Source organism: Pseudomonas sp. Leaf48 (assembly GCF_001421885.1).
Lineage (GTDB): Bacteria > Pseudomonadota > Gammaproteobacteria > Pseudomonadales > Pseudomonadaceae > Aquipseudomonas.
In genome coordinates, this window is the sequence record NZ_LMLH01000002.1 from 172,840 (window position 1) to 199,585 (window position 26,746).

General features: G+C 59.7%; 25 protein-coding genes and 1 rRNA gene. 9 read left to right on the forward strand and 17 right to left on the reverse strand.

Annotated elements, in window-relative coordinates; genetic code table 11:
• The first annotated feature begins 101 nt into the window (after window positions 1-101).
• Both ASE98_RS02805 and ASE98_RS02810 read left to right on the forward strand, forming a co-directional pair.
• Window positions 102-1,223, forward strand: coding sequence for an HlyD family secretion protein (locus ASE98_RS02805; protein WP_060539889.1), 1,122 nt, complete (start codon window positions 102-104; stop codon window positions 1,221-1,223).
• Complete coding sequence (locus tag ASE98_RS02810) at window positions 1,220-2,812, forward strand: DHA2 family efflux MFS transporter permease subunit (protein WP_060539890.1); 1,593 nt, start codon at window positions 1,220-1,222, stop codon at window positions 2,810-2,812. The genes ASE98_RS02805 and ASE98_RS02810 overlap by 4 nt, the downstream gene beginning before the upstream one ends.
• 179 nt (window positions 2,813-2,991) lie before the next feature.
• Here the strand turns inward: ASE98_RS02810 and ASE98_RS02815 are convergent, their stop codons facing one another.
• Entirely contained in the window at window positions 2,992-4,440 is a 1,449-nt protein-coding gene (locus ASE98_RS02815) for a mechanosensitive ion channel domain-containing protein (protein ID WP_060539891.1), read from the reverse strand.
• A 225-nt stretch (window positions 4,441-4,665) separates the two neighbouring features.
• Between ASE98_RS02815 and ASE98_RS02820 the strand changes: the two genes are divergently transcribed.
• Window positions 4,666-5,205: a PaaI family thioesterase gene (locus tag ASE98_RS02820; RefSeq protein WP_060539917.1), complete on the forward strand. Its 540-nt coding sequence runs from the start codon at window positions 4,666-4,668 to the stop codon at window positions 5,203-5,205.
• A 226-nt stretch (window positions 5,206-5,431) separates the two neighbouring features.
• Here the strand turns inward: ASE98_RS02820 and ASE98_RS02825 are convergent, their stop codons facing one another.
• From ASE98_RS02825 to ASE98_RS02845, 6 genes are all read right to left on the reverse strand, one after another.
• Window positions 5,432-8,662 (reverse strand): transporter substrate-binding domain-containing protein, encoded by a 3,231-nt coding sequence (locus tag ASE98_RS02825; protein ID WP_060539892.1) that lies wholly within the window; start codon window positions 8,660-8,662, stop codon window positions 5,432-5,434.
• A complete protein-coding gene (locus tag ASE98_RS02830) occupies window positions 8,663-9,298 on the reverse strand; it encodes a response regulator transcription factor (RefSeq protein ID WP_060539893.1) in 636 nt (211 codons plus the stop codon).
• Window positions 9,299-9,406: 108 nt separating this feature from the next.
• Window positions 9,407-9,820, reverse strand: a complete 414-nt coding sequence (locus ASE98_RS25475) for a chemotaxis protein CheY (RefSeq protein ID WP_082457459.1) — start codon at window positions 9,818-9,820, stop codon at window positions 9,407-9,409.
• 172 nt (window positions 9,821-9,992) lie between these two features.
• Complete coding sequence (locus ASE98_RS02840) at window positions 9,993-10,709, reverse strand: MgtC/SapB family protein (protein WP_060539895.1); 717 nt, start codon at window positions 10,707-10,709, stop codon at window positions 9,993-9,995.
• A 487-nt stretch (window positions 10,710-11,196) separates the two neighbouring features.
• Window positions 11,197-11,490, reverse strand: coding sequence for a hypothetical protein (locus ASE98_RS27040; protein WP_082457457.1), 294 nt, complete (start codon window positions 11,488-11,490; stop codon window positions 11,197-11,199).
• A gap of 48 nt (window positions 11,491-11,538) precedes the next feature.
• Complete coding sequence (locus ASE98_RS02845; RefSeq protein ID WP_060539896.1) at window positions 11,539-12,033, reverse strand: PaaI family thioesterase; 495 nt, start codon at window positions 12,031-12,033, stop codon at window positions 11,539-11,541.
• Window positions 12,034-12,180: 147 nt separating this feature from the next.
• Here ASE98_RS02845 and ASE98_RS02850 point away from each other — a divergent pair, with 147 nt between their 5' ends.
• On the forward strand, window positions 12,181-12,573 hold the full coding sequence (locus ASE98_RS02850; protein WP_060539897.1) for a GFA family protein: 393 nt from the start codon (window positions 12,181-12,183) through the stop codon (window positions 12,571-12,573).
• 11 nt (window positions 12,574-12,584) lie between these two features.
• Here ASE98_RS02850 and ASE98_RS02855 read toward each other — a convergent pair whose 3' ends face one another.
• The 7 genes from ASE98_RS02855 to ASE98_RS02885 all read right to left on the reverse strand — a co-directional run bounded on the left by ASE98_RS02855 (window position 12,585) and on the right by ASE98_RS02885 (window position 18,697).
• Window positions 12,585-13,652 carry an alpha/beta fold hydrolase gene (locus ASE98_RS02855; protein WP_060539898.1) on the reverse strand — a complete coding sequence of 356 codons (1,068 nt, stop codon included), beginning with the start codon at window positions 13,650-13,652 and terminating at the stop codon, window positions 12,585-12,587.
• 202 nt (window positions 13,653-13,854) lie between these two features.
• Complete coding sequence (locus ASE98_RS02860) at window positions 13,855-14,292, reverse strand: hypothetical protein (RefSeq protein WP_060539899.1); 438 nt, start codon at window positions 14,290-14,292, stop codon at window positions 13,855-13,857.
• A gap of 185 nt (window positions 14,293-14,477) precedes the next feature.
• Window positions 14,478-14,696, reverse strand: a complete 219-nt coding sequence (locus ASE98_RS02865; RefSeq protein ID WP_060539900.1) for a DUF4287 domain-containing protein — start codon at window positions 14,694-14,696, stop codon at window positions 14,478-14,480.
• A 205-nt stretch (window positions 14,697-14,901) separates the two neighbouring features.
• Window positions 14,902-15,450, reverse strand: a complete 549-nt coding sequence (locus ASE98_RS02870) for an HIT family protein (RefSeq protein WP_236707768.1) — start codon at window positions 15,448-15,450, stop codon at window positions 14,902-14,904.
• Window positions 15,451-15,628: 178 nt separating this feature from the next.
• Window positions 15,629-17,287 (reverse strand): cation acetate symporter, encoded by a 1,659-nt coding sequence (locus tag ASE98_RS02875; RefSeq protein WP_060539901.1) that lies wholly within the window; start codon window positions 17,285-17,287, stop codon window positions 15,629-15,631.
• Window positions 17,284-17,595 carry a DUF485 domain-containing protein gene (locus tag ASE98_RS02880; RefSeq protein ID WP_060539902.1) on the reverse strand — a complete coding sequence of 104 codons (312 nt, stop codon included), beginning with the start codon at window positions 17,593-17,595 and terminating at the stop codon, window positions 17,284-17,286. Before ASE98_RS02880 ends, ASE98_RS02875 begins: the two co-directional genes overlap by 4 nt.
• A 250-nt stretch (window positions 17,596-17,845) precedes the next feature.
• Window positions 17,846-18,697 (reverse strand): glycine betaine ABC transporter substrate-binding protein, encoded by an 852-nt coding sequence (locus tag ASE98_RS02885; RefSeq protein ID WP_060539903.1) that lies wholly within the window; start codon window positions 18,695-18,697, stop codon window positions 17,846-17,848.
• A 287-nt stretch (window positions 18,698-18,984) separates the two neighbouring features.
• Between ASE98_RS02885 and ASE98_RS02895 the strand changes: the two genes are divergently transcribed.
• From ASE98_RS02895 to ASE98_RS02905, 3 genes are all read left to right on the forward strand, one after another.
• A complete protein-coding gene (locus ASE98_RS02895; protein ID WP_082457458.1) occupies window positions 18,985-20,580 on the forward strand; it encodes a glycoside hydrolase family 17 protein in 1,596 nt (531 codons plus the stop codon).
• 197 nt (window positions 20,581-20,777) lie between these two features.
• Window positions 20,778-22,604: a glycoside hydrolase family 15 protein gene (locus ASE98_RS02900; protein ID WP_060539906.1), complete on the forward strand. Its 1,827-nt coding sequence runs from the start codon at window positions 20,778-20,780 to the stop codon at window positions 22,602-22,604.
• Between the two features lie 176 nt (window positions 22,605-22,780).
• Window positions 22,781-23,182, forward strand: a complete 402-nt coding sequence (locus ASE98_RS02905; protein ID WP_060539907.1) for a hypothetical protein — start codon at window positions 22,781-22,783, stop codon at window positions 23,180-23,182.
• 53 nt (window positions 23,183-23,235) lie between these two features.
• On the opposite strand, the gene ASE98_RS02910 is transcribed toward ASE98_RS02905, so the two are convergent.
• Window positions 23,236-24,219, reverse strand: coding sequence for a GlxA family transcriptional regulator (locus ASE98_RS02910; protein WP_060539908.1), 984 nt, complete (start codon window positions 24,217-24,219; stop codon window positions 23,236-23,238).
• A gap of 88 nt (window positions 24,220-24,307) precedes the next feature.
• Between ASE98_RS02910 and inhA the strand changes: the two genes are divergently transcribed.
• Window positions 24,308-24,994: an isonitrile hydratase gene (gene inhA, locus ASE98_RS02915; RefSeq protein ID WP_060539909.1), complete on the forward strand. Its 687-nt coding sequence runs from the start codon at window positions 24,308-24,310 to the stop codon at window positions 24,992-24,994.
• Window positions 24,995-25,348: 354 nt separating this feature from the next.
• Here the strand turns inward: inhA and ASE98_RS02920 are convergent, their stop codons facing one another.
• Window positions 25,349-25,837: an SRPBCC family protein gene (locus ASE98_RS02920; protein ID WP_060539910.1), complete on the reverse strand. Its 489-nt coding sequence runs from the start codon at window positions 25,835-25,837 to the stop codon at window positions 25,349-25,351.
• A gap of 211 nt (window positions 25,838-26,048) precedes the next feature.
• Here ASE98_RS02920 and ASE98_RS02925 point away from each other — a divergent pair, with 211 nt between their 5' ends.
• A complete protein-coding gene (locus ASE98_RS02925) occupies window positions 26,049-26,450 on the forward strand; it encodes a lysozyme inhibitor LprI family protein (protein ID WP_060539911.1) in 402 nt (133 codons plus the stop codon).
• Between the two features lie 180 nt (window positions 26,451-26,630).
• Here ASE98_RS02925 and rrf read toward each other — a convergent pair.
• Window positions 26,631-26,746, reverse strand: a 5S ribosomal RNA gene (gene rrf, locus ASE98_RS02930).

The window sequence follows — 26,746 nt, forward strand, 5'->3', positions numbered from 1 at the left end:
AAAATCACCTGAAGACCGGCCACAAAAACCGCTTGCGGCAAAATATTACATACGTCATATTACGATCGTAGTTAAAAGCCGCTTCCGACAGGTATTTTTCCATGACCAGCATGCCCACCGTTGCGCCCGACCTGGTTGTCCCGGTGCACACCGTTAAACCTCGCCTGCTCAAGCGCCTGCTCCTGTCGACACTGAGCATCGCGGCGCTGGTGCTGGCTGGACTGTACGCATCGCACTGGTGGACCGCCGGGCGCTTCATCGAAGAAACCGACGACGCCTACATCGGCGCCAATGTGACGGTGATAGGACCGAAGGTGGCAGGCTACATCGACGAAGTGCTGGTGACCGACAACCAGCAGGTCAAGGCCGGCGACTTGTTGATTCGTCTCGATTCGCGCGACTACCGCGCCCACCTGGCCAAGGCCGAAGGCGCGGTCGCCGCGCAAGAGGCCTTGCTGGCCAACCTCGACGCCACCGAACAACTGCAACAGGCGGTCATCGCCCAGGCCCGTGCCGGCATCGATGCTGCCGGTGCGGAAACCGCCCGCTCCCGGGACGACGATGCGCGCTATAAAAAACTGGTCAGCACCAGTGCCGTCTCGGTAGAAAGCGCGCAACGGGCCAATGCCACCTTCAAGACCGCCCAGGCGCAAAGCAACCGCGCCCTGGCAGAGCTGCTGGCGGCGCAGCGCCAGTTGAATGTGATTGCCACCCAGAAACAGCAGGCCCGCGCCGCGTTGATCCAGTCCAGGGCCGAACGCGATCTGGCGCAACTGAATGTCGGCTACACCGAGCTGCGCGCGCCGGTCGACGGCGTGATCGGCAATCGCCGGGCCCGGGTCGGGGCCTATGCACAGGCGGGTTCGCAGTTACTCTCGGTAGTACCCTCCAGCGGGCTGTGGGTCGATGCCAACTTCAAGGAAGACCAACTGGCGCGTATGCTCCCGGGGCAGCGAGTGGTGATTCATGCCGATGTGCTCTCGGGCCAGGCATTCCACGGGTACCTGGACAGCCTCGCGCCGGCCAGCGGTTCGCAGTTCAGTGTGTTGCCACCGGAAAACGCCACCGGCAACTTCACCAAAATCGTCCAGCGGGTACCGGTACGCATCCACCTCGACCCGGCCGACAGCCTGCTCGGCCACCTGCGTCCCGGTCTGTCGGTGACCGCTGAAGTCGACACGCGCAAGGAGCCTGAAGCACCCGCCGTGGCCAGCGCGCCATGAGCCGCGCCCTCGCCGCGCCCGCGCAACCGTTCAATGCCGCAAGCATGGCGACGGCGACCAAAGTCTTCGCCTTCGCCAGCATGTGCGTCGGCATGTTCATTGCCCTGCTGGATATCCAGATTGTCTCGGCCTCGCTGCGGGACATCGGCGGCGGGCTGTCCGCCGGCACTGACGAAACCGCGTGGATACAGACCAGCTACCTGATCGCGGAAATCATCGTGATCCCGTTGTCCGGCTGGTTGTCGCGGGTGTTTTCCACACGCTGGCTGTTTTGCGCGTCGGCCGTGGGGTTCACCCTCACCAGCCTGCTCTGCGGCGCGGCCTGGAACATCCAGAGCATGATCGCTTTCCGTGCCCTGCAAGGCTTTCTCGGCGGTTCGATGATCCCTCTGGTGTTCACCACGGCGTTCGTTTTCTTCACGGGCAAGCAACGGGTGATCGCTGCCGCAACCATCGGCGCAGTGGCATCGCTGGCGCCGACCCTGGGCCCGGTGATCGGTGGCTGGATCACCGATATTTCGTCCTGGCACTGGCTGTTTTATATCAATCTGGTGCCCGGTGTATTCGTAGCCGTAGCGGTACCGATGCTGGTGAAAATCGACCAGCCTGAATTGTCGCTGCTCAAAGGCGCGGACTACTTGAGCATGGTGTTTCTGGCGCTGTTCCTCGACTGCCTGGAGTACACCCTGGAGGAAGGACCGCGCTGGAACTGGTTCAGCGACCACACGATCCTGACCACGGCATGGGTCAGCGGGTTGGCCGGGCTGGCGTTCATCGGCCGGACCTTGCACGTGGCCAACCCGATCGTCGATTTGCGCGCCTTGAAGGACCGCAACTTCGCCCTCGGCTGCTTCTTTTCATTCGTCACCGGAATCGGCCTGTTCGCCACCATTTACCTGACGCCGCTATTTCTCGGGCGGGTGCGCGGCTACGGTGCGCTGGACATTGGCCTGGCAGTTTTCTCCACCGGGGTGTTCCAGATCCTGGCCATTCCTCTGTATGCCTTTCTGGCCAACCGCGTCGACCTGCGCTGGATCATGATGACGGGCCTTGGCCTGTTCGCGCTGTCGATGTGGGATTTCAGCCCGATCACCCATGACTGGGGGGCCAAAGAGCTGATGCTGCCCCAAGCCTTGCGCGGGATTGCCCAGCAACTGGCGGTACCGCCGGCCGTGACCTTGACCCTCGGTGGCCTGGCGCCGGCGCGGCTCAAACATGCTTCGGGGTTGTTCAACCTGATGCGCAACCTGGGCGGGGCCATCGGCATTGCCGCGTGCGCGACCATCCTCAACGATCGCACCAACCTGCACTTCACCCGGTTGGCGGAGAACCTCAACAGCACTAACGAAGCGCTGAATCAATGGCTGTCCCAGGTCGGCAACAACTTCGCCGCCCTCGGCCAGAGCGGTGACGCCGCAGTCACCGCCAGCCTGCACCAGTTATGGCTTTTGACCTACCGCGAAGCCCAGACGCAAACCTATGGCGACGCGTTTCTGATGATCATGGTCTGCTTCATCATCGCCACGGCGATGGTGCCCCTGATGCGCAAGGTGCAACCACCGGCCGCGTCCAGTGCCGATGGGCATTGAGGCTCAGACTTTTGCGCGCCTGGCACTGACACCGCACAGCCGGCGTGGGGTTTCACCCATCTTGATGGCGTCGGCGGAAGTGGGTGTGGCACCAAGTCAGTCCCCCTGGTGCTCAGCACAAATAGCCAATCTTTCAGAAGTCGAGGAGGCCACTGGGTCCTGACAACGCGTTTTTTGGGCTAAACATGACTGCGATCACGCAACCACTGCAAAAACCCCCGTTTCTGCGCCACAACCGGCACATCCTGGGTCAGCGATTGCGCCTTGTGCAACCGGTAATCCAGCAAGGCTTTCATCGCATCATTGATCTCGTGCCGGGCGTCCAGGCACGGTTTGAGGTATTGCTTCTCGATGCGGTACAGGGCGCAGGCGGTTTTTGCGGTAAAGGTGGCGGGCAGCGCGGAATCGGACAGGATGCCGGCCTCGCCGATCACCTCCCCCGGGCCCATGCGACCGGATTCTAACGGCACACCCTGGCGGGTCAGCGTCACTGTGACCACCCCGGATTCAATGATGAACAAATGATCGCTGACCTCCCCCGCCTGCAGAATCGTCTCCCCGGCGCGAAAGGCTTGCAGGGTCATGTTCTGGCTGAAAGTGTCTTTCTCCTCCTGACGCAAGGTGGAGAAAATCGGCGAACTATCGAGCATCGCCCGTTGCCGTGACAGCCCGGCCGAAGGAGCGAATTCCTCGCTGGACAACAAACTGACTCCACAAGCCTGCAAGTGCCGATAGGCCAGATCGAACAGTTGGTTACGCACAGAACGTTTCTCGCTCATCGACGCGACGAAGCCGCTGATTTCATACTCGACCCCGGTACTGCCGGAGCTTTTCAGTGCCACGCTCGGTGCCGGCTCGTCGAGCAGAAAGCGACAGCCCTGCATGGCCCGCTCCAGGGCGTCGATCACTGTATTGGGCCGTGCATGGGGGCTAAGTACCAGGGAAATGGAAACGCCGAACATATTGCTCGGCCTGCTGAAGTTGATGATCTTGGCCTTGGCCGCCAAGGAGTTGGGGATCACCGCCATGCTGCCCTTGGCGGTTTGCAGACGCGTGGCGCGCCAGTCGATATCGGTGACCCGGCCTTCAGTGCCGTCTATGGAGATCCAGTCATCGAGTTGATAGGGTTTGGTGGTGTTGAGGACTATCCCGGAAAACACGTCGCTGAGGGTGCTTTGCAAAGCCAGGCCGACGATGATCGCCAAGGCACCGGAGGTGGCCAGCACGCCTTTGACCGGCAGTTCGAGCACGTAGGCCAGGGCCGCGATGACCGCAATCAGGAAGATCACTGCCCCGAGCAGATCCTGCAGCAGCCGCCCGGTGTGCCCTACCCGTTGCATCATGCCAGCGCCGATCAACACCGTCAGGGTTCGCGCAGCAAACAGCCACCAAGCGATCTGCAGGCCAGTGGCCGCCAGGTGCAGGGGCACGTTATCGGGCCAGGGCGCGGGTTCCAGTGGATTGAGACCTTCATTGAACAGCAGCACGCTGAACAGGGCGAAAATCACCACCCGTACGAGCAGTCGCCAGGCGCTGCCCATGGAACTGAGCAAGCGCCACAAGCCCAGATCGATGACGATCAACGTCATGGCGCAGACCAGCGGGTGTTCGGTAAGCAGTGACAGCATCAAGCAACTCCAGCAAGGCCAATACCGCGATGATTGGCCATAGTGTAGGAGCAATTGATTTCGCTGGATGAATACTGCCTGCAAAACACCATGAGCTCCTTGGGGGACGGGTCAGCCAGCAGGTTTTTAGCGGCAAACTGATTGGGGGTAGCGGAGATTTTATTTCAGACATAATATCGCAAAGAATTACAGCCATAATATCTTCTGTTCTCCGAGGACATGAACATGCAAAGCCCCACCCGTGACGCCACCCTCGCCCAATGGCTCGCACAGGAACAGGCCATGCGCGAACGCCTTGCCGGGCCTGGCAGTTTGTCCATGGCCCAAGTCAGCGCCCTGTCCCCCGCCGAGTTTTTCGAAGGTATAGGCGAAGGCAAACTGCCCTCTCCACCCATCGGCGCGCTGATGGATTTCATCCCCATCGAATGGTCCGCCGGGTTGTTCATCTTTCAGGGCACCCCGGACTCGCGGCATTACAACCCGTTGGGCAGCGTGCATGGCGGGTATGCCGCAACCTTGCTGGATTCGTGCATGGGTTGCGCGATTCATACACAACTGAAAAAGGGCCAGGGTTACACCACCCTGGATCTGCGCATCAGTTATGTCCGGGCATTGACCGGTGCCAGCGGGCCGGTGCGGGCCGAGGGCAAGATTGTCCATCTGGGGCGCTCGACGGCGCTGGCCGAGGGGCGGATTTATGATGTGGATGGGCGGCTGTATGCGACCGGGTCGACGACCTGCATGATTCTTGAGGCTCGCGGGTAAGGGTTCAGACCGAGTCGCCGCCATCGCCGGCAGGCCAGCTCCCCCAGGGGATGGTTGCAGGCCATTAACTTAGTGTTCACTGAAGATCAAACTGTAGGAGCGAGCCTGCTCGCGATGAGGCCGGCACATCCAGCGTCACTGGTGACTGACATTCTGCGATCGGCGGTCTTGTTCGCGGCCTGCGGCTGACCAGCCCCAAAGGCATTGCGCGCGCCGGGATTGAACGTCAGTCTTGCTGGAGTCGTTGATCCAGCCGCGTCATGGCTTGCTGCAGCTGATCAACGGCGGCGTTGATCAGTGACGCGCTGCCGTCACTGCATGCCCGCTCCAGCTGCTCGCAGCAGGCCACCAAGGCGTCCGCGCGGACCATCAGTGCGCCGCCCTTGACCCGGTGCGCCAGCTCACGCAATCCAGGGCGGTTACCGCTGGCATGCAAGGCCAACAGGTAAACGCGGTCGTCGCGGTTGGCCAGGGAGATATCGTGCAGCAACTGATCGACCAATTCAGGGTCCGAACCGATGTATCGATCCAGGCCACTCAAATCGAATTCGGCCGGTTCGCTTGAGATGATCTGCCCTGCCCGCTCACCGCTGAAGCGCGTTGCCAACCATGTCTGCAGATCCGTCAGGCGGATAGGTTTGAACAGGCAATCGTCCATGCCAGCCTCCTGACAGCGGACTTTCTCGGCGGCCTGCGCATTGGCGGTAAAGCCCAGAATCAACGTCGACGGCAGTCTCTGTCGGCGTTCTTCGTCACGTATGGCGCCGGCCAGTTCATAGCCACCGAGCAACGGCATGTTGCAATCGGTGATGACCAGATCGAAATCATGCTCACGCCATTGCGCAAGGCCCTGCACCCCATCCTGCGCGGTTAGAACGCTATGCCCCAGGTAGCTCAATTGCCGTGAGAGCAGCAGAAGATTGGCCGGATAATCGTCAACGGCCAGTATGGTCAACGCGCGCGTCGGTCGCGGTGCTGCGTCCTGCCAGGACTCGCTGGCGGACAACGGTTGCAGCGCGACCAGATCGAGCCTGATAGCAACTTGAGTACCACGCCCCAGTGTACTTTCGAGCTGCAACTGGCCGCCCATCATCTCGCAGAGCGTGCGGCTGATCACCAGGCCCAGTCCCGAACCCTGCCGACCGGACTGCTGAGTGTTGCCCGCCTGAACAAACGGACTGAACAGACGTTTGCGGTCAAATTCGCTGATGCCGATGCCACTGTCTTCGATAATGACGCTGACCGCCAGATGCGCCGAGGGCCGGAGCTCGACCTGCAGCTTCAGACTCACCTGGCCGGCATTGGTGAACTTGATCGCGTTGTTCAGCAGATTGGACACAACCTGTTTGAAGCGCGTGGGGTCAAGCATCACATCGCGATCACTGTGCTCGTCAAGTTCAACCCGCCAGCGCAGGTTTTTCTCCAGCGCCAGGCCTTCAAAAACCCGACACACCGACGCCACCAGCGCTCGCAGGTTGACCCGCTCCGGCGCCAGGGACAGATGGCCGGATTCGATGCGGGCGATATCCAGTATGTCGCCGATCAACGCCAGCAACTGTTGCCCTGCATTGGAGGCCACCTCGATGGCGCAACGGTCAGTCACGCCTTCATCGGCGCGTTTCAATGCCAGTTCGAGCATACCGATCAGCGCGTTCATCGGCGTGCGTATTTCATGGCTCATGGTCGCCAGAAATGTGGTCTTGGCACGGTTGGCGTCATCCGCTGCATCCTTGGCTTGCTGCAATTGACCCAGCAATTGCTGGCGCAGACGGATCTGGCGGCGCTGCCAGAGGATCCCGGCCAACGCGAGAAACAGCAGGGTGCCGGCAAAGGCGAACGCCTGGAAAATGGTTTTGCGGTGGCGCAACCAATAGCTCTGCTCCACCATCGAGTCGTAGCGCCAGGGTCGGGTCAGCTTGTCGATTTCTTCGGGAGGAATACTCAGCAGCGCCTTGTCCAGGATCGAATGCAACTCGACGGCCTCTCGACTGGTCGCCAGGGCGCTGCGCGCCGGGTCGGTGCCTACTGTGCTGGTCACTTGCAGCAGATCACGGTATTGGCGCGAAATCAGATAGCGGGCACTGATCAGCGAATTGATGCCACCTTGAGCCTCGCCCCGGGCGACCATTTCCATGGCATCAGACGACAGGGGCGCATCCTTGCACCGAATCAGCGGGAAGTGGTGCCGAATGTACTCACCGGCGATGTTGCCCCGGGTCAACGCCAGGGTTTTTCTTGCCATGTCATCCAGGGTCCTGGGGCTGTCCGGCCCTATGCGGGTGACCAGCACCGACGGGCTGCTGAGGAACGCCCGGGTAAACGACAGCTCGTCTTCACGCTGGGAGCTGAGGCCGATTCCCGCCAGTACGTCGACCTCACCGCTCTTGATGGCGTTGACCATCGCTGTCACCGATTTCATGGCCTGGATGTCAAATTGCAAGCCGGTACGCAGGCTGATTTTCGCCAGCACATCGACGCTGATCCCGCGGTATCTGCCCTCGCCATCGATGAACGAAATCGGTGGGATATCCTCGTTGATCGCCACCCTCACACGCGGGTGACGATCGAGCCAGCGCTGTTCGGCCACGCTCAACTGTAATGTATGAGTTCCCGGGATAGACACTCCGCTAGCCCCCCAACGCAACAGGATGTTCATCTGTTCATTGGCTGAGACGGCTGCCAGCGCCTTGTTGACGATACGCAACAGCGGCTGATTCTCGCGGGCCATTGCGAAGGCAAAGCGGCCGGACTCCAGCGGTGAGAAGTCGGCAAACTGGACGTTATTCAGGTAATTCATGCTGATCAGGTAATGAGCACTGATCGCATCGCCCAGATAAACGTCCGCCTGGCCGAACGCTACCGCACCCATTGCCGCCAATGTCGAGGGATAAGGCTGTACCTGAGCGTCGGGATAGAACTGTTGCACGCTTCGTTCAGGCAGATAGTGGTAGAGGGTCGCCAACTGTTTGCCGGCCAGTGTCGGCTGCGGTACTTCGGATGCATCGGCGCGGATGACCAGCACGGGTTGATCAACCGCATAGGCACTGGACATCTGCAGTTGAGGATCTTCGGCTTCGTAGCGGTTGGCAGTTCCCAGCAGGTCTGCCTCGCCCTCCTTGATTGCCCGCACCGCTTCAGCGCGTGATGGATAGCGATGAACGTCGATCTCCACGTTCAACAGCTGCTGCAGTATTCCAGCGTAATCCCCCGTCACCCCTTCGAACACCTTGCCCGCGGAGTTGAACTCGAACGGTGGATAATCCGGAGCGGAGACAGCCAGCACCAACCGTTGTTTCTGGTGCAGCCAGCGCGATTCGGCCTCCGACAGCCTGATGGCCACGCCTTCGACGTCCGAGCGACCCAGCAACGTCAATGTTTGCGGCTGTGCCCAGGCAGTCGACGTGCAGAAAAGAAAGCCCGACAACACCAGGCCCGACAGGCCTCGAAAAATTTTCATTCAGATCAGATGATTGCGCAGGGCGAAATCGCGCAAAAGCACCAGCGATCGCACATTGAGCTTGTCAATCAACCGGGATTTGTAGGTGCTGACCGTTTTGTAACTCAGGTGCATGATCTCGGCGATTTCATTGTTTTTTGATCCCCGGGCCAGATGTTGCAGAATGGCCAGTTCGCGGTTGGAGAGGCTGTCGATCAGTTCCTTTTCGCTGCGTTGCAATGACCCCATCGACACGGAGATCGAATCCAGCTGGGCAAAGTAGGTGTAACCGGCCATCACGGATTTCACCGCGGCTTCCAGATCTTCCAGACTCCTGCTTTTGGACACATAAGCGGCAGCACCGGCACGCATGCACCGCTCCTGATAATGATCAGGCGGCATGGAAGTGAACACCACCACCCGGCAACGCGCTTGTTCCGCCTTGAGGCGCGCCAATATATCCAGCCCGGCCATATTCGGCAGGTCCAGATCCAGCAGCATGATGTCCGGTCGATGTTCACGAATCATCGCCAGTGCTTCATCGCCGCGGGTTGCTTCATATATCCGATCGAATCCCGCGCCCCTGAGGACGAGTTTGATCATCCTGCAAACCACCGGATGATCTTCCACAATCACCGCTGTCTTCGTGGAACTCATGGAAATTTCCTGTGCAAAACTCCACGACTGAGCAGAAAAACGCCCGGGGCATGGCCGTAAATCGTTGCCACGGCTGCGCGGGACTCTTGCATGGAAGGGTGGATAAAACTACCTGTCAGAAATGACAGTTCCGACGAATGGTAGCCTGGGATCAACAGCTGCCATCAGCTTCTGAACGCAAGACAAATCAGGCAGTTCGGCATGACTTATCCAGACCGTCTGCCCAATACAGTCCGGGACTGCAGCCAGTTGTGCCTGGCGGCCATCAAAGATGAAGGCATGCCGAACCTGATGGTTATCGATGAAAAAATCCGGCAGATTCAGCGACCCGTCTGCCATCGAGCTATTGATGAGCACCAGATCGAAAGGCTGGCTGCCGTATTCCGTCAGCCGCAGAAGCTCTTCGAGGCTTTGAACCGGGGCCACAGCAAAATAACCGAGTTGGTTGAACAGCCGTTCGATTCTCATGCAGTTAAAGTGCTGCACGTCGGCGATCAGGATTCGTAGCGCGTGATTCGGCAACGGGACCTCCATTGGAATGTCGGAACTCATCAAGGCGCAAAGGCTACGCAAGCCCGTTACAATTTTCTGTAGGACTATTCCTAAATGCCAACCGGTTAGTCTGATGCCAGCCCGTCAAGGGCAAGCGCGTCTCACGCCGGCCATTGGCGGTCCACACGATTGCCGCGTCCCATTATTCAGTGGTGCTCGGACTCCAGAATGCCTGCACCACCAGCGTCGACATCGAGATCCTTGTCACCAGCGCATCGAGTTCATCGCCATCCACCGAAGTGGTTGCCAGCGTGGCCTGGATCTGGATTTCGTCTGCACCGAAGGCATGCACATCGACATCGCGGGCCGGGTAGTTGCTGCGTTCCAGTTCGGCTTCGAGCAAGACCAGAACGGCTTTGTGCTGCGAACGCCGGGCGATCACATAGACGATGTTGGTGACCTCGGCTGAAATCACATCCAGCGGCTGACGGTTGATGTTGTTGACGATCGGGCGCAACAAGGTGTTTGCCGCCAGTACGAACAGCGTGCCCAGCAGCGCCTCGGCCAGCAGGTCGGCACCGGCACAGGCACCCACCGCGGCCGACGTCCAGAGGGTAGCGGCAGTGTTGAGGCCGCGCACATTGCCCTCTTCGCGCATGATGACCCCCGCCCCGAGAAAGCCGATGCCCGACACCACATAGGCCACCACTCGCACCGCGCTTTCGGCACCGCCAAGACGATTGGCCATATCGACGAATATCGCCGCGCCCACCGCCACCAGTACGTTGGTGCGCAGGCCGGCAGTGCGCTGCCGGTACTGGCGTTCGAATCCGATCAGGCCGCCGAGGATGAAGGCCGCACTGAGGCTGACCAGGGTGTCGAGCAGTGAGGTCAGATTGATGTTGTTGATGGCTTGCATGAATACGGCTCCTGGAGTGTCGGAAAACCGTCGAGCAGGTACGTCCACGCCGCTGCCGCCGCAACTGCCGGCAAGGCAAGGCCTGGCGCGCCGGTCACGAATGACAGGCGTGTCGACAGGTGTGAGAGCGACCGGAAAAGTCGAAACCACACGCTGATCAGCGTCGATGAGAAGGACGTTGGAACACGACCAGGATTGGCCGCGATCGGGATGCCGCTGCTCGCTTGTCGGCGAGACAACGGCACAGGAGACTGCGCGTTATCTTGCCGAGAATACGCCGGTTACCGGGACCGGCCGACAACTGTCACTCGAACAAGTACCCACTGTGGGTCTCCGTGATTGATGAAAACGCGCGAAGCTTACGCCCCGATGTTTGGAGAGTAAACCCGTTGGAAATGCCTGCTGGGGGAATTGCGGGGTTCTTCAGGAAGGGTTCAGGTAAATCAAAAAACAGTCCGAACGGCGGTGCCCTCGATGCCGACGCTGCTCAGTTCCTGCACTCTGACAACACCACCTGACAGGTTCTCGGCGTACCACCAGAGCGCCCGGCATAACGTATGCAGTTATTCAGGGATTTCTGCCTCGCGATGCTCAAGGTAGAGCCCCACGCCAGACCACCCTCGCCAGCAGTCGGTAGCGCCTTGGCATAGCAACTTGAGCCGATGCTCGAGGACGCATGGCGAGCAGTTTTGCCTGCACAGCCTGCGGTCAGCGCCAGGCTGATCGCGAGCAGTGAAGACAGGCCCCATGACGAGCATTGCCATGCTGTTTTTCCGCTCATCCCGTTTTCCCTGAAGCTGGAGGCTGGAGGCGTACCAGTGCCTGTGCGCTAGCGACTGTGCGCGGCATCCGCCAGTTGCCCGGTGTCTACCCTTACAAAAATCGAGTCGCCAACGGCCGTAAGTACGTCCCCTGCGTAGACCTCGCAGATGACGCGGGTTTTGCGGCCGACTTCACCTTCCACTTTCGCCCGCAACGTCAGTGGTACGCCCATGGGCGTCGGCTTGATGAACTTGATGCCAAGGTTGCCGGTGACACAATTGATACGCGGCAGGCTGGCGACTTCACGCTGTTCCATGCGGTAGTGCCAGGCCATCGCCGCCCAGTTCGAATGACAATCGACCAGCATCGCGATCAGTCCGCCGTAGACCAGATCCGGCCAGCCGCAATACTTGGCATCCGGCAAGTATTGCGCCACGACATGCTCGCCGTCCTCATGCCAATAGCTTTTGATGTGAAGCCCGTGGGGATTGCTGCTGCCACAGCCGTAACAAACGCCGTCGGGCGCCGCGCTGTCTTGCAGGGAGGTGTCGAGCCTGGACATACCTTGATCATCCTTAATAATGTGAACCAATGCCTTCGGATTCTAACGCTGAATCGATTGCCGCGAGCGCTCGAATTCCAACCCGCCCCATCACGCTCGATCAGCGGCTACGTTTAACCGAACGTGTGATCGCAGAGGAGACGCAGCATGGACCGATACACCGGTGGTTGCCTGTGCGGCAATGTCAGGATCGAGGCGACAGGACAGCCCTACCGGGTCGGCCTGTGTCACTGTCTCGACTGCCGCAAGCATCACGGCGCGCTGTTTCACGCCTCGGCGATATTCCCTCAGGAGGCGGTGACGATCGAGGGCGAAACCCGCGACTACGCCGGACGCTTTTTTTGTCCGCGCTGCGGCTCGTCGGTTTTCGCCCGCAGCAACGATGAAGTCGAAGTGAACCTGGGATCCCTCGATGCCCCTGACCAGCTCAAACCTACTTACGAAAGCTGGATCATCCGCCGCGAGTCCTGGTTGCCGCCCTTCCCGCTGACTCGACACTACGAGCGCGATCGTGAGGGCACAGGACGCCTTGAGGAGTAGTCCGCCTGGCCTCAGAGGTGGTCCGCATCAATCACCGCCTTGGCGAACGCCTGCGGATCCTCCTGGGGCAGGTTGTGACCGATGCCGCCACTGATCAGCCGGAACTCGTATTTGCCGGTGAAACGCTTGGCGTAGTCCTCGGGAGCCGGGTGCGGGGCGCCGTTGGCATCCCCTTCCAGGGTGATGGTCGGCACACTGATGGACGGCGCGGTGGCCAGTTTCTGTTCCAGCGCTTCGTACTGGCTCTCGCCCTGCACCAGGCCCAGGCGCCAGCGGTAGTTGAACACGGTGATATCGACATGGTCGGGATTGGCCAGCGCCTTGGCACTGCGGTCGAAGGTGGCGTCATCGAATGCCCATTTGGGTGACGCCAGCTGCCAGATCAATTTGGCGAAGTCATGGGTGTTCTTCTCGTAACCGGCGCGACCGCGGTCGGTGGCAAAGTAAAACTGATACCACCACTGCAATTCAGCCTTGGGCGGTAACGGGTTCTGGCCCGCCGCCTGATTGCCGATCAAATAACCGCTGACCGAGACCAGCGCCTTGACCCGTTCCGGCCACAGCGCAGAAACGATGTCGGCCGAACGTGCGCCCCAGTCATAGCCACCGAGCACAGCCTGCTTGATCTTCAGTGCATCCATGAAGTCGATGACGTCGCTGGCCAGCGCGGCCGGCTGGCCATTGCGCAGGGTTTTCGCCGAAAGAAAGTGCGTATCGCCGTAACCACGGGCATACGGCATCAACACTCGATAGCCCTTGGCTGCCAGCAAGGGCGCGACCTCATCATAGCTGTGAATGTCATACGGCCAGCCATGCAGAAGGATGACCACCGGGCCATCGGCCGGACCTGTCTCGGCGTATGCCACGTCCAGCAGCCCGGCGTTGACATGCTTGAGCGGGCCAAAGGGAGACGCAGCGGCACTGGTGCTGCCGGCGCTGCTCTGGGCTGGCTGTGCGGTTGCAGCCGCTTGCACATGGGCCATGCCAAGAGCGCCGAACAGACTGAACGCGAGCATCGTGTAGCCGACCAGACGGCGGCGGGGTTCAGCGGTTTTGTCGTGCTGCAGTGCCATCTTCATGCTGAAGTCTCCGTTGCAAGCCGTCGGCCAGGGGCTCCGATTGATCCCTGTAAACCTTGCCGACATTTGAACGCGGCGACGTATCCGGCCTGTGTCGCAGCGCGGGCCGGGTGCAAGCGGGTGTATCGAGTGCTGGTGCAGACACAGTGTGATACACGGCAAATAATCTGCGGGGCCGCTGTTGCCGGCATTACTTCACCGATTAGCCCTGGATATCCCCACAGAAAATATCGATGTTGCCGTCCGGTGCCGACGTTCGCACGAGGATGTAGTAACCACCGGAAAGAAGGGCGGGTAACGCGATCGGTGCGCTTCTTGAAAACGTCCAGCCACGTATCGGCTGGCGCTCTGTGTTGACTTGTTCATTCATCGCAAAGGCGACTGGCCCCGGTTGCTGACAACTACCTTTGTTGATGAAGGAATAGAGGCGCAAGGGCAATGTACCGCCGCCAGGAACACCACTGATAAAGAAGCTGAGCCCGGTTTTATTGTCATAGGAAGACAAGGCTACATTGCCGATCTGGCCGCTGTTCTGCCGGGTGGCAACCAGGGGAATGGTCACGCTCTGGCTTGATGATGTGGCACAGCCGAACAGACAGGTCGTGAGCATGAGTGCTGCGAGCGGGTTGCTGAATTTCATCGCCAATCTCCTCGGTTGAAGAACTGCAATGGAAGATTGGGTATAGCTCAATATTAACTTGCAGGCCGTGAGCACTATCCGGAGCAGCGGGCCTGCATGTGTTTGCACTCATCCACGTGACACCGAATCGACAAGCCATTCCTGCAGTTGTGGCGAGTAACAATTGGCGGATTGCAGACACCTCGTCAGGTGTTTTTGGCAGAGGCCAGATAATAGGCAACCAAAGCATTAGCGTGACCATGCCCCATACCGTGCTCGGTCTTGAGCCAGGCAACCATTTCCATATGCTTCTTGCCACTGACTGTATTGAGCAGCGCGAGCCAGTAGCTAATCGGGTGTCCATATTTCTTTTCGATTGACGGGAAATATGAAGCGGGTCCTTTGGTTTTGGTGTCTTCGGTCACGATACAAACTCCCTTTCTGCTTAACCAGACGCCATGTCATGGCGCGTTTATTGGTCACTGGCAAGCGCCCAATCGCGCTTCTGGTCGACATTTTAGTCTAAGTGCACTCACGTCTCCTGGCGTAGTTGGCTCCGTTGCGTGCCAGTTCTACACGTTGCGAGATCAGGGACATGCTTAGGCCTTTACTGTTGTGCCTACAGGGGTGTCAGTCAGGCTTTTGGTGATCTGTTCCGTCAGTTGCCAGAGCATTCACGCAGAGGGTGTTCGGTGCCCGACAGTACGCACCGCGTAAATCCTCAATGACCTGGTTGATCGAAGGCCCTTGAATGGCTGGAGGTTGCGGACGTTCCCCGAACTCGCGCCAGATGAACAGTGTCAGCTCCGCGCCATCAGTGATTGACGCGGCATTCTCGATCGAGGCGAAGGTCTCCAGCAGCCGGTATCTGTGATCCTTCCAGAACAACTCTTCAACCCAGTGATAGACAGGAATGAAGTGGAAATGGATGGGGTAGCCAGGGACATGACCGAATCGACTGATATAGAGCCATTTCGGTTTCAGCCGGGTTTCGAGGGTTTTCTGAATTGTCGCGAACAGGCCACCCAGTTCAGCCAGGGCATCGGCCGGAAGGTCGGCCAATGAGCTGACATGCTCCCTTGCCCCCAACATCAGATAGCCAGGAAGCGCGGATGACATGTGGTGATTGAGTATCCAGTGGGCAGTCTGGTGGATGATGAATTGTGATGCCACTTCCATGGTGATGTCCGTGATCGATCGATCACGCAGAGTATCAAGGCATCGCTGCAGAGTTTGTTAAACGTTGTCCCACAGCACGCGTGCGAGCAAGCGGCACCGGCCACCCACTGATTGCTCAAAAAAATGCCCCGATCTTTCGACCGGGGCATTTGCTTTAGCTTGTAGCTTGTAGCTGCTTTTAGTGCGATACCGCCCCACTCGCGCCCAGACCAGTCTGCGAGCGAACGAATTGCGGGAAGAACAGCGCCCGCTCGTTATCAGCCGCGGTCGACTTGTCGGTGATCGAGAAGAACCAGATCCCGACAAAGGCAATGATCATCGAGAACAGCGCCGGGTACTCGTACGGGAAGATCGCCTTCTCGTGATGCAGGATCTGCACCCAGATGGTTGGGCCAAGGATCATCAAGCCCACAGCGCTTACCAGGCCCAGCCAGCCGCCGATCATTGCACCGCGAGTGGTTAGCTTCTTCCAGTACATGGAAAGCAGCAGGACCGGGAAGTTGCAGCTCGCCGCGATGGAGAACGCCAGGCCGACCATGAACGCGATGTTCTGGCTTTCGAACAGGATGCCCAGGCCGATCGCCAGTACCGCCAAGGCGATGGTGGTGATTTTCGAGACGCGGATCTCATCTTTCTCGTTGGCCTTGCCCTTCTTGATCACGCTGGCGTACAGGTCGTGGGACACCGCTGAAGCACCGGCCAGGGTCAGACCGGCAACCACTGCCAGGATGGTCGCGAACGCTACCGCCGAGATGAAGCCCAGGAAGATACTGCCACCGACCGCGTCGGCCAGGTGCACCGCCGCCATGTTGTTGCCGCCCAACAGCGCGCCAGCCGCATCCTTGAACGCAGGGTTGGTGCTGACCAGCAGGATCGCGCCGAAGCCGATGATGAAGGTCAGGATGTAGAAGTAGCCGATGAAACCGGTTGCGTACAGCACGCTCTTGCGAGCTTCTTTTGCATCACTCACGGTGAAGAAGCGCATCAGGATGTGCGGCAGGCCAGCGGTACCGAACATCAGCGCAAGCCCTAAGGAGAACGCCGAGATCGGATCTTTCACCAGGCCGCCCGGGCTCATGATCGCTTCACCTTTAGGGTGAACCTTGATCGCCTCGGAGAACAGAGCGTTGAAGTCGAAGTTGACGTGCTTCATCACCATCAGCGCCATGAAGGAAGCGCCGGACAGCAGCAGGACAGCCTTGATGATCTGCACCCAGGTGGTCGCCAGCATGCCGCCGAACAGTACGTACATGCACATCAGGATACCGACCAGGATCACCGCAACATGGTAGTCAAGACCGAACAGCAGCTGGATCAGCTTGCCGGCACCAACCATTTGCGCGATCAGGTAGAACGCCACCACCACCAGCGAACCGCAAGCGGACAGCGAGCGGATCTGGGTTTGCCCAAGGCGATAGGACGCCACGTCGGCAAAGGTGTATTTACCCAGGTTACGCAGGCGCTCGGCGATCAGGAAGAGGATGATCGGCCAGCCCACCAGGAAGCCGATCGAGTAGATCAGGCCGTCGTAGCCGGAGGTGAACACCAGCGCGGAAATACCCAGGAAAGACGCTGCGGACATGTAGTCACCGGCAATCGCCAGACCGTTCTGGAAACCGGTGATCTTGCCGCCCGCCGCGTAATAGTCGGAGGCCGACTTGTTTTTCTTGGACGCCCAGTAAGTGATGCACAGGGTCGCGCCAACGAATGCGACGAACATCAGAATTGCGGAAATGTTGAGCGGCTGCTTCTGCACGGCGCCGGTCAGGGCGTCAGCCGCCCAGGCGCCCGGTGCGAAGGCTGCGATGCTCAATAGAGCCATTAGACGACGGATCATTGCTGAGCCTCCTTGAGAATCGCATTGTTCAGGTCGTCGAATTCGCCGTTGGCGCGTCGCACGTAGATACCGGTCAGTATGAAAGCCGAAACAATCAGCCCGACACCGATCGGTATGCCCCAGGTAATCGATGACTCAGGGCTGAGCTTCGCCCCCAGTACATGCGGCCCGTAGGCAATCAATAGGATGAATCCGGAGTAAAGCCCTAGCATGATCGCCGAAAGAATCCAGGCGAATCGTTCCCTCTTGCTAACCAGCTCCTTGAAGCGCGGGCTGTTTTGAATCGAGAGGTAAATGCTGTCGTTCATTGTTTTTATCCTCGCAGCACAGATTAAGTTGGAACGATATCCACTGTATGCGGCTGCGAGCCAGGTTCCAGACGACCTTAGTAGTAGAACGACATGACGTACTCGCCAATTTCAAGCATGTCCCCAAACAACTGTGGGAGCGGGCTTGCTCGCGAAAGCGGTGTGTCAGTCAATACCGGGTCAACTGACACATCGTATTCGCGAGCAAGCCCGCTCCCACAGGGTGAAGCGAGCAGGTGTTGGTTGAGGGTTATTTGATCCAGTCAGCCACACGCTCAGGGTGTTTGGCCACCCAGTCCTTCGCTGCGGCATCAGGCTTGGCACCGTCCTGGATCGCCAGCATGACTTCGCCGATTTCATCCTTGGACGCCCACTGGAAGCTCTTCAGGAACTTGGCGACTTCCGGTGCTTTGGTTGCCAGTTCCTTGCTGCCGATGCTGTTGACGGTTTCAGCCGCGCCATAGACGCCTTTCGGGTCGTCGAGGAAGCGCAGCTTCCATTTGGCGAACATCCAGTGCGGCACCCAGCCGGTGACGGCGATGGATTCGTTTTTCTTCTCGGCACGGGTCAGTTCGGCAATCATGCCGGCGCCGGAACTGGCCTTGAGTTGATAACCGGTCAGTTCGTAATCCTTGATGGCCTGCTCGGTCTTGAGCATCACCCCTGAACCGGCGTCGATACCGACGATGCGATTCTTGAAGCTGTCATCGGTTTTCAGATCGGCGACAGACTTGGCCTTGACGTACTCCGGCACGATCAGGCCGATTTTTGCGTCCTTGAAGTTCGGCCCGTAATCGACGACCTGGTCCTTGTTCTTGGTCCAGTATTCGCCGTGGGTCACCGGCAGCCACGCCGACAGCATGGCGTCGAGTTTGCCCGTGGCCACGCCCTGCCACATGATCCCGGTGGCGACCGCCTGAAGTTTCACGTCGTAACCAAGCTTCTGCTTGATCACCTCGGCCGCGACATGGGTGGTCGCAACGCTGTCGGACCAACCATCAACGTAACCGATGGTCAGGGTCTTGCTCTCGGCATTGGCGAATGTGGAGCCAATCGCAAGTACCAGAGCGGCACCTGCGCCTAAAAGTCGTCGCATCTTCATCGTTACTTCCCCGAAAGTGCTGCGCTCGACGGGTGCCGAGTCGCTTCAAAGCCTTGTTGTGGTGCACAGCGCCCCCATCACGCCCCATTGCAAACTCGACCGGACATCAGCGGAGTACTGACACTGCGATCATCAACCTCAGGCCCTTGGGGACCTGCTCTGCCAGCGACCTCAAGGCATCGAGAAGCGACATCAGAAAGCCATTAACCTGAAAGCCGCCACACACCCCGGGCAATCCGCCCGAACTTTGCATGTCAAAATCGTGCGAGCCACCAGCCGGGCGGAAATTGCAGGTAACATGCGCCGCTTTGCTCCCACACGGCCTGACCATGTCCGCGAAATCCCGTTTCCCTTTTTTTGCTTATCTATTCGCCTGCGCACTGGGGCTGTTTGCCCTCGGTGGCTTCTGGTACGGCCTCGGTAAACCGCTGGTCCTGCCGGACGTCGCCAGCGCGTCGCACAAGCTGCAATGCGCGTCCTATACGCCGTTCGACAAGGACCAGTCGCCGTTCGATCAGCCGTTCAAGTTGCGACCCGAGCGCATGGATGCCGACCTCGCCTTGCTGGCGACCCGCTTCGAATGCATCCGCACCTACTCCATGACCGGCCTCGAAGCCCTGCCCGACCTGGCGCGAAAACATGGCTTGAAGCTGATGATCGGCGCTTGGGTCAACAGCAATCCGGTGGACACCGGCAAAGAGGTCGACCTGCTGATCGCTTCGGCCAACGCCAACACCGATGTGGTGACTTCGGTGATCGTCGGCAACGAGACCCTGTTGCGCAAGGAAGTGACCGGCGCGCAATTGGCCGCGCTGATCAACAAGGTCAAGAGTCAGGTCAAACAGCCTGTCACGTATGCCGACGTCTGGGAGTTCTGGCTCAGGCACCCGGAAATCGCCTCGGCCGTGGACTTCCTGACCATCCATTTGCTGCCGTACTGGGAAGATGACCCTTCGAACATCGACGCCGCCCTGCACCATGTGGCTGAAGTGCGTCAGGTGTTCGGCAACAAGTTCGCGCCCAAAGACGTGATGATTGGTGAAACCGGCTGGCCCAGCGAGGGTCGTCAGCGCGAAACCGCAGTGCCGAGCCGGGTCAATGAAGCGAAGTTCATTCGTGGTTTTGTCGCCATGGCCGAGCAGCAGGGCTGGCACTACAACCTGATCGAAGCCTTCGACCAGCCATGGAAACGCGCCAGCGAAGGTGCGGTCGGTGGTTATTGGGGGCTATACGATGCAGACCGCCGGGACAAGGGCGTGCTGGCCGGGCCGGTATCGAATGTGCCGTACTGGTCGCAGTGGCTGGTGGTGGGCAGTGTGATCTTCCTTGCAACGCTGGTCCTCGGCGGCCGCGTGCGCACGACCCGTGCCGCTCTGATTCTGCCCCTGCTCGGCGCATTGGCGGCGTGCTCGATTGGCGTCTGGGGCGACCTGGCACAGGTGACCACCCGGTTCACCAGTGAATGGCTGTGGGTCGGGTTGCTGACGGGGTTGAACCTGCTGGTGCTGGCCCACGCTGCGTTGGCGCTGAGCCCTCGCAGCGGTTGGCGCGAGCGTGGGTTCAATGCCCTGGAGCGTCGAGCCGGCTGGCTGGTGGCAGCGGCAGGCTTCGCCGCCGCGGTGCTGATGCTCGAACTGGTGTTCGACCCACGCTACCGCAGCTTCCCGAGCGCCGCATTCATCGTCCCGGCGCTGGTCTACCTGTGCCGACCGGTGAGCGTGCCGCGCCGGGAGATCGCCCTGCTGACTTTCATCATTGGGGCCGGCATTGCGCCGCAACTGTTCCAGGAAGGTTTACACAACCAGCAGGCCTGGGGCTGGGCACTGGTGAGCGGGTTGATGGTTGCCGCATTGTGGCGCTGTTTGCGGGTTCGCAAGGTTTAACCTTCAACATTCGCCAATTTTTTGTAGCGGGCTCGCAACCATAGGGGTCTTGCAGATCCCTGTGGCGCGGGCCTGCTCCGGATGACACCGCGGGCATGAGCCCGCCCGAAAGCCTCGCGCCCTACTGCGCCAAATGAACTCTCGAGCGCCCCGGCCAGTCAGCTGATTAGGCATTCGGCTCCCGGAGTTTCGCGGCAATGGCTGATCATCATCCCGAACGACAAAGCCCCATCGACGCCCACGGCATCATCGGCGACATGCGCAGCGCGGCGCTGGTGAACGACAAGGGCAGCGTAGACTTTTTCTGCTGGCCGGAATTCGACAGCCCATCGATCTTCTGCTCGCTGCTAGACAGCCCCGACGCGGGTATCTTCCAGCTCTCGCCGGATTTGCCCGACGCCCGCCGCGAACAGATCTACCTGCCTGACACCAACGTACTGCAAACCCGCTGGCTCAGTGACCAGGCAGTGGTCGAAGTCACCGACCTGCTGCCCATCGGCGACACCGAGGATAATTTGCCGCTGCTGATGCGCCGCATCCGCGTGGTCAGCGGTCGCGCCACCTTCCACCTGCGTTGCGCGGTGCGCCATGACTATGCCCGTGCCCATACCCTTGCGCGCATAGATAATAAAGATGTGATCTTCGAGGCTGCCGGCCAGCCGTCCCTGCGGCTGTGGTCGGATCAGGCGTTGAGCCTCGACGAAAACGTTGCGCTCGGCCAGTTCACCCTCGAACAAAACCAGACGAGTGAATTCCTGCTCGGCGCCATCGACGATCCACGCTTCAAGGAAGGCGCTGCCGAACTGTGCCTTGCGCGCACGCTGAAGTTTTGGCGCGACTGGATCGGCCAGTCCAGCTATCGCGGCCGCTGGCGGGAAATGGTCAACCGTTCGGCGTTGGCCTTGAAGCTGCTGACCTCGCGCAAACACGGGGCCATCCTCGCCGCCGCCACCTTCGGCCTGCCGGAATCCCCCGGTGGAGAGCGCAACTGGGACTACCGCTTCACCTGGATCCGCGACGCATCCTTCACCGTGTACGCCTTCATGCGCCTGGGCTTGGTCGAAGAGGCCAACGCATACATGCGCTGGCTGCGTGGGCGGGTCAGCGATTGCCAGGGCAGGACGAAGAAACTCAACATTTTGTATGCCATCGATGGTCGTCAGGAGCTGCCGGAGATCGAACTCGCGCATCTGTCCGGCCACGGCGGGGCAAAACCGGTGCGCATCGGCAATCAGGCCTACGAACAGGTCCAGCTCGACATCTTTGGCGAATTGATGGACGCGATTTACCTGGTCAACAAATACGGCGAAGCCATCTCCCACGAAGGCTGGAAACATACCATGGAGGTCATCGATCAAGTCTGCGAAAGCTGGGAGCAGAAGGACGTCGGCATCTGGGAGATGCGCGGCGAACAGTACCATTTCCTGCATTCGCGGCTGATGTGCTGGGTGGCACTGGACCGGGCCATTCGTCTGGCATCCAAACGCTCGTTGCCCGCGCCGTTCGCTCGTTGGGACCAGACCCGCCAGGCGATCCACGCCGACATCTGGGAAAACTTCTGGAACGAAGAACGCGGGCATTTCGTCCAGCATATCGGTGGCGCCGGTCTGGATGGCTCGATGCTCCTGATGCCGCTGGTGCGTTTCGTCAGCGCCCGCGACCCGCGCTGGCTGGCGACCCTCGATGCCATCGAAAAAAGCCTGGTGCGTGACGGCATGATCTATCGCTACCGCAACGACGACAGCCAGATCGACGGCCTGCCCGGCACCGAAGGCGCCTTCGCCGCCTGTTCATTCTGGTACGTCGAATGCCTGGCCCGCGCCGGCCAGATCGACAAGGCCCATCTGGAGTTCGAACAACTGCTGCGCTACGCCAACCCGCTGGGGTTGTACGCCGAAGAATTCGACAGCCACGCCCGGCACATGGGCAACACACCGCAAGCCCTGACGCATCTGGCGTTGATCAGCGCGGCGTGTTTTCTGGATCGCAAGTTGAGCGGCGAGAAAAGCTTCTGGCAGCCGTGAGCGCGTAGTCAATCCGGGTACCACCAATCCACAGATTACAGCCCTGCCCATTTTAAACAAAACCGTCGCTGAATAGCCGTAAATACCCGGTTGTCAGTCGCAGGTTCCCCACCTAACATCAAAGCTCAACGGGTACAGCGGAGCTGTCCAACAACACCCGAATTCAAGGAACCAGAATGACCCAACGAATCCATCGCAGCATCGACACCCCGCTTCGCTCCGGTTTAAACCGCGAGCAACTGTGGGACGACCACGACAAGGGCCTGATCAAATGCTGGGAAGTCGGCCGCCAGCGCGCCGCCCGCTTCCCGGATCTAGCCCGCCAATGCCTCGCCGGCGAACTGCCGGTGCTGGGCTGGAAAGGTGGCGTCAGCCGCAGCCTGAAAAAACTCGAAAAATACGGTTCCCTCAAGTACCTCGCCCAATGGCAAGGCTTGCGCGGGGAAGATCTGGATGTTGACCTGAGCCAGGAACGGGCACTGACCTGTTCGCGCACGGGGATGGTGGTGACGTTTACACCGGATCGGGCGAAGTACTTCAATCAGGTGGCCGAAGTCGAGGTAACTGCATCGGTCTAAGGCCGCCGTTCCGAGCGGTTCCAGTAACAGTCCGAGCCGGACTGATGCGAAGCTCACAGCATTACTGGATCTACTGCAGCGCTGACGGAAAACCGCTCGCGATAGGCCTGCGGTGTCACGCCCATGGCGCGCAGGAAACTGCGGCGCAGGGTTTCTTCGCTGCCGAAACCGCATTGCAGGGCCAGGCGTTTGATCGGCACGCCAGTGTCGCTGAGCAAACGCCGCGCGGTTTCGACGCGAATCAGTTCGATGGCCCGGGCCGGGGTCTGGCCGGTATCGGCGCGGTAGTGGCGCACGAAGCTGCGCTCGCTCATTCCGGCCTGCTGGGCCAGGGTTGCAATGCCCAGGTCCTTGTTGAGATTTTCACTGATCCAGAGATGAAGTTCGTCGAAACGCTTGCCTTTTTGCTGCAACGACAGAGTGACGCTGAATTGCGATTGCCCGCCCGGGCGCTTCAGAAACACCACCAGTTGCCGGGCGACTTCCAGGGCCATATTGCGCCCAAGGTCTTCTTCGACCATGGCCAGTGCCAGGTCGATACCCGCCGTGACTCCGGCGGAGGTCCAGACCGGGCCGTCGTTGATGAAAATGGGATTGGGCTCGACCTGCAATCGCGGGTGCTGCTGTGCCAGTTGCTCGCAGCGGGTCCAGTGGGTCACGACGCGCCGGCCATCGAGCCAGCCGCTGGCTGCCAGCAGAAACGCCCCGGTGCACACGGAGGCTACCCGTCGGCAATCACCGGCATGTTTACGCACCCATGCCACCAGCGACGCATCGTCCGCTGCTGCGTAGACACCCCAGCCTCCGGCGATGATCAGGGTATCGCTGCCATGTTCGGGCAACGGCTGCGCCAGCATTCCCAGGCCCGCCGACGACAGCACCGCCCCGCCGCCACTGGCAATTACCGATGGCACATAGGGCTGCGGCAGCCCTTGCTGGCGGGCAATGTCGTTGGCCGAGGCAAATACCTGCAATGGCCCCGTGACGTCGAGCAACTGCACATTGGCGAAGGCGAGTACGTGAATGTTCTTGGGCATTTGGCGTGATTCGTGGGGATATTGGCGTATACGCCAAAGCCTACGAGCCTAAAGTCAAACCGTCCACCCACTTCAAGAGAAAAGAGCCATGACCTTGCAGATCGGTTTTCTGTTGTTCCCCCAAGTTCAGCAACTGGACCTGACCGGCCCTTACGATGTGCTGGCTTCGCTACCGAATGTGAAGGTGCACCTGATCTGGAAGGATCTGCTGCCGGTCACCGCCAGCACCGGCCTGCTGCTGAAACCGACGACCACCTATGACCAATGCCCGGCGCTGGACGTGATCTGCATCCCCGGTGGCAGCGGTGTCGGGCCATTGATGGAAGATGACGAAACCCTGGATTTCATCAGGGCCCAGGCCGCCCACGCCCGCTACATCACCTCGGTTTGCACCGGCTCGCTAGTACTCGGCGCCGCGGGGTTGCTCAAGGGCAAGCGCGCCACTACCCACTGGGCCTATCACCAACTACTCGCGCCGTTGGGGGCGATCGCGGTGCAGGATCGGGTGGTGCGCGACGGCAATCTGTTGACCGGTGGCGGCATTACTGCCGGCATCGATTTTGCCCTGACCCTGGCGGCGGAATTGTTCGACCAGCACACTGCCGAACTGATCCAGTTACAACTGGAATACGCCCCGGCTCCACCGTTTGCTGCGGGTTCCCCGGAAACGGCGCCGGTCGGCGTGCTGGAGGAAGCGCGTCAGCGGGCTGCCAGCTCATTGAAATTGCGTACGGAAATTACCGAGCGGGCAGCGGCGAAACTCGATCGACAATGAGTCAATCATGACTTGCAGGCAAGCTCCCCCAAGGGCATGTATCGACAGAACAAAAAAACCCGCCGAAGCGGGTTTTTCCAAGACCATGACGACTCCTTGTCGTGGCATTCCTTGCCTATGGCCGATCCTCCATGATCCTGAGCACATCCTGTGCTTCAGTGGGTGAGGCCAGAATACGCATAGGATCCAATCTACAACAGACGAGATCGCTACCACTGCGTGTAAGACATTCGCTATAAGCCACCTTCCGAAAACCCTTAGATGCCACAAGCAACCAACCTGAAAGCCACGAATTCAGCGACAGGGCAGGCGGCCTTGTGCTCGCGCCCCAACACAGGGGTGAACAGGTCGCCATCAGCCACCTTGATGCTCGTGGGATTTGGCGAATTCGAGCAAAAACTGCTCGATATTGTTCATCTGCTCTTCCCAACCACGGCTGTCCATGCGGAACGCTTTCAGACGACGATGTTGGGGAATGTGGTCGAAACCCGATTCGGTCACCTTGAGCAAGGTGCCTTCATCCATGTCTTCGAGCTCAAACTTCACCAGGGTCGTGGGTTCCTGGGAATAATCGACTTCCGGCTCTACCGCATAGGGATGCCAGCGAAACGAAAACAGCCGCTCTGGCTCGACCCGCTCCACCAGTACGTTCCAGCGTAAATGCTCATAACCGGGATAGGTGATCTGCCCCTGGGTCCATTCACCCGCAACAAAGCGCTTGCCCTCCAGAGCGACACCAAACCATTGCCCGAACACTTCGGCATTGGCCAGTACACGCCAGACCTGAGAACGCTTGGCGTTGAGCAGGATTTTCCTTTCGATGCGATCAGATGCTGGGTTCATAAGTCACCTCCTGTACTGAACAGTAGGTCAGTAAGACCATAAGACCAACCCTGAGGTTGTAACAGTCGGGATTGGCAATCAACCATGCCTGAAATATTCGGCCGATTTTCCGGCGATAAGTTCGGGTGATGGACGAGTCTGTCGACACTGCAATCTGCTCGCCCTTCGCTACACTGCCCTCAACTTTACCTGTCACAGCGAGCCAATCCCCATGTACTCACGCTTTTTTGCGGTAGTGGCGCCCCTGTTGTTCAGCCCCATGGCCTTTGCCTTGGACTGCGACAACGCCAGCGACCAGGCGACGATGAACCAGTGCGCGGCGCAGCAGCATGCGGCGGCCGACAAGGAGTTGAATGCGCTGTATCAGCAGATCACTGCGCGACTCAAAGGCAACCCCGACAGCAAGCAACTGCTGGTGGGGGCGCAGCGGGCGTGGGTTGCGATGCGCGATGCCGAGTGCAAGTTCGCGGCGTCGGGTGTGGAGGGAGGGAGTGTGTATCCGCTGATCTACAGCAACTGCATTACGGAGTTGACCAAGGCGCGGGTGCAGACTTTCAAGAACTACCTCAAGTGCCAGGAAGGCGATATGAGTTGCCCGGTGCCGGGGGGGTGATATGGGGTAACCATAGATGTAGGAGCGAGCATGCTCGCGAAGAACGTCAACGATGACGCAGTCTGTCTGGCCCCCCGTGGTGTCCTGGCGCTCTTCGCGAGCGTGCTCGCTCCTACAGGGAAAAGCACCACAAAGACAAAACCCCTACCTGCATACGCAGATAGGGGTTTCGGAATTTAATCTTGACGATGACCTACTCTCACATGGGGAAACCCCACACTACCATCGGCGATGCATCGTTTCACTGCTGAGTTCGGGATGGGATCAGGTGGTTCCAATGCTCTATGGTCGTCAAG

Bases quoted from the DNA above. Each gene is read 5' to 3' on its own strand.
- ASE98_RS02805 (WP_060539889.1), top strand. From the start codon at position 102: ATGACCAGCATGCCCACCGTTGCGCCCGACCTGGTTGTCCCGGTGCAC.
- ASE98_RS02810 (WP_060539890.1), top strand. From the start codon at position 1,220: ATGAGCCGCGCCCTCGCCGCGCCCGCGCAACCGTTCAATGCCGCAAGC.
- ASE98_RS02815 (WP_060539891.1), bottom strand. From the start codon at position 4,440: ATGCTGTCACTGCTTACCGAACACCCGCTGGTCTGCGCCATGACGTTG.
- ASE98_RS02820 (WP_060539917.1), top strand. From the start codon at position 4,666: ATGCAAAGCCCCACCCGTGACGCCACCCTCGCCCAATGGCTCGCACAG.
- ASE98_RS02825 (WP_060539892.1), bottom strand. From the start codon at position 8,662: ATGAAAATTTTTCGAGGCCTGTCGGGCCTGGTGTTGTCGGGCTTTCTT.
- ASE98_RS02830 (WP_060539893.1), bottom strand. From the start codon at position 9,298: ATGAGTTCCACGAAGACAGCGGTGATTGTGGAAGATCATCCGGTGGTT.
- ASE98_RS02840 (WP_060539895.1), bottom strand. From the start codon at position 10,709: ATGCAAGCCATCAACAACATCAATCTGACCTCACTGCTCGACACCCTG.
- ASE98_RS27040 (WP_082457457.1), bottom strand. From the start codon at position 11,490: ATGAGCGGAAAAACAGCATGGCAATGCTCGTCATGGGGCCTGTCTTCA.
- ASE98_RS02845 (WP_060539896.1), bottom strand. From the start codon at position 12,033: ATGTCCAGGCTCGACACCTCCCTGCAAGACAGCGCGGCGCCCGACGGC.
- ASE98_RS02850 (WP_060539897.1), top strand. From the start codon at position 12,181: ATGGACCGATACACCGGTGGTTGCCTGTGCGGCAATGTCAGGATCGAG.
- ASE98_RS02855 (WP_060539898.1), bottom strand. From the start codon at position 13,652: ATGAAGATGGCACTGCAGCACGACAAAACCGCTGAACCCCGCCGCCGT.
- ASE98_RS02860 (WP_060539899.1), bottom strand. From the start codon at position 14,292: ATGAAATTCAGCAACCCGCTCGCAGCACTCATGCTCACGACCTGTCTG.
- ASE98_RS02870 (WP_236707768.1), bottom strand. From the start codon at position 15,450: ATGGAAGTGGCATCACAATTCATCATCCACCAGACTGCCCACTGGATA.
- ASE98_RS02875 (WP_060539901.1), bottom strand. From the start codon at position 17,287: ATGATCCGTCGTCTAATGGCTCTATTGAGCATCGCAGCCTTCGCACCG.
- ASE98_RS02880 (WP_060539902.1), bottom strand. From the start codon at position 17,595: ATGAACGACAGCATTTACCTCTCGATTCAAAACAGCCCGCGCTTCAAG.
- ASE98_RS02885 (WP_060539903.1), bottom strand. From the start codon at position 18,697: ATGAAGATGCGACGACTTTTAGGCGCAGGTGCCGCTCTGGTACTTGCG.
- ASE98_RS02900 (WP_060539906.1), top strand. From the start codon at position 20,778: ATGGCTGATCATCATCCCGAACGACAAAGCCCCATCGACGCCCACGGC.
- ASE98_RS02905 (WP_060539907.1), top strand. From the start codon at position 22,781: ATGACCCAACGAATCCATCGCAGCATCGACACCCCGCTTCGCTCCGGT.
- ASE98_RS02910 (WP_060539908.1), bottom strand. From the start codon at position 24,219: ATGCCCAAGAACATTCACGTACTCGCCTTCGCCAATGTGCAGTTGCTC.
- inhA (WP_060539909.1), top strand. From the start codon at position 24,308: ATGACCTTGCAGATCGGTTTTCTGTTGTTCCCCCAAGTTCAGCAACTG.
- ASE98_RS02920 (WP_060539910.1), bottom strand. From the start codon at position 25,837: ATGAACCCAGCATCTGATCGCATCGAAAGGAAAATCCTGCTCAACGCC.
- ASE98_RS02925 (WP_060539911.1), top strand. From the start codon at position 26,049: ATGTACTCACGCTTTTTTGCGGTAGTGGCGCCCCTGTTGTTCAGCCCC.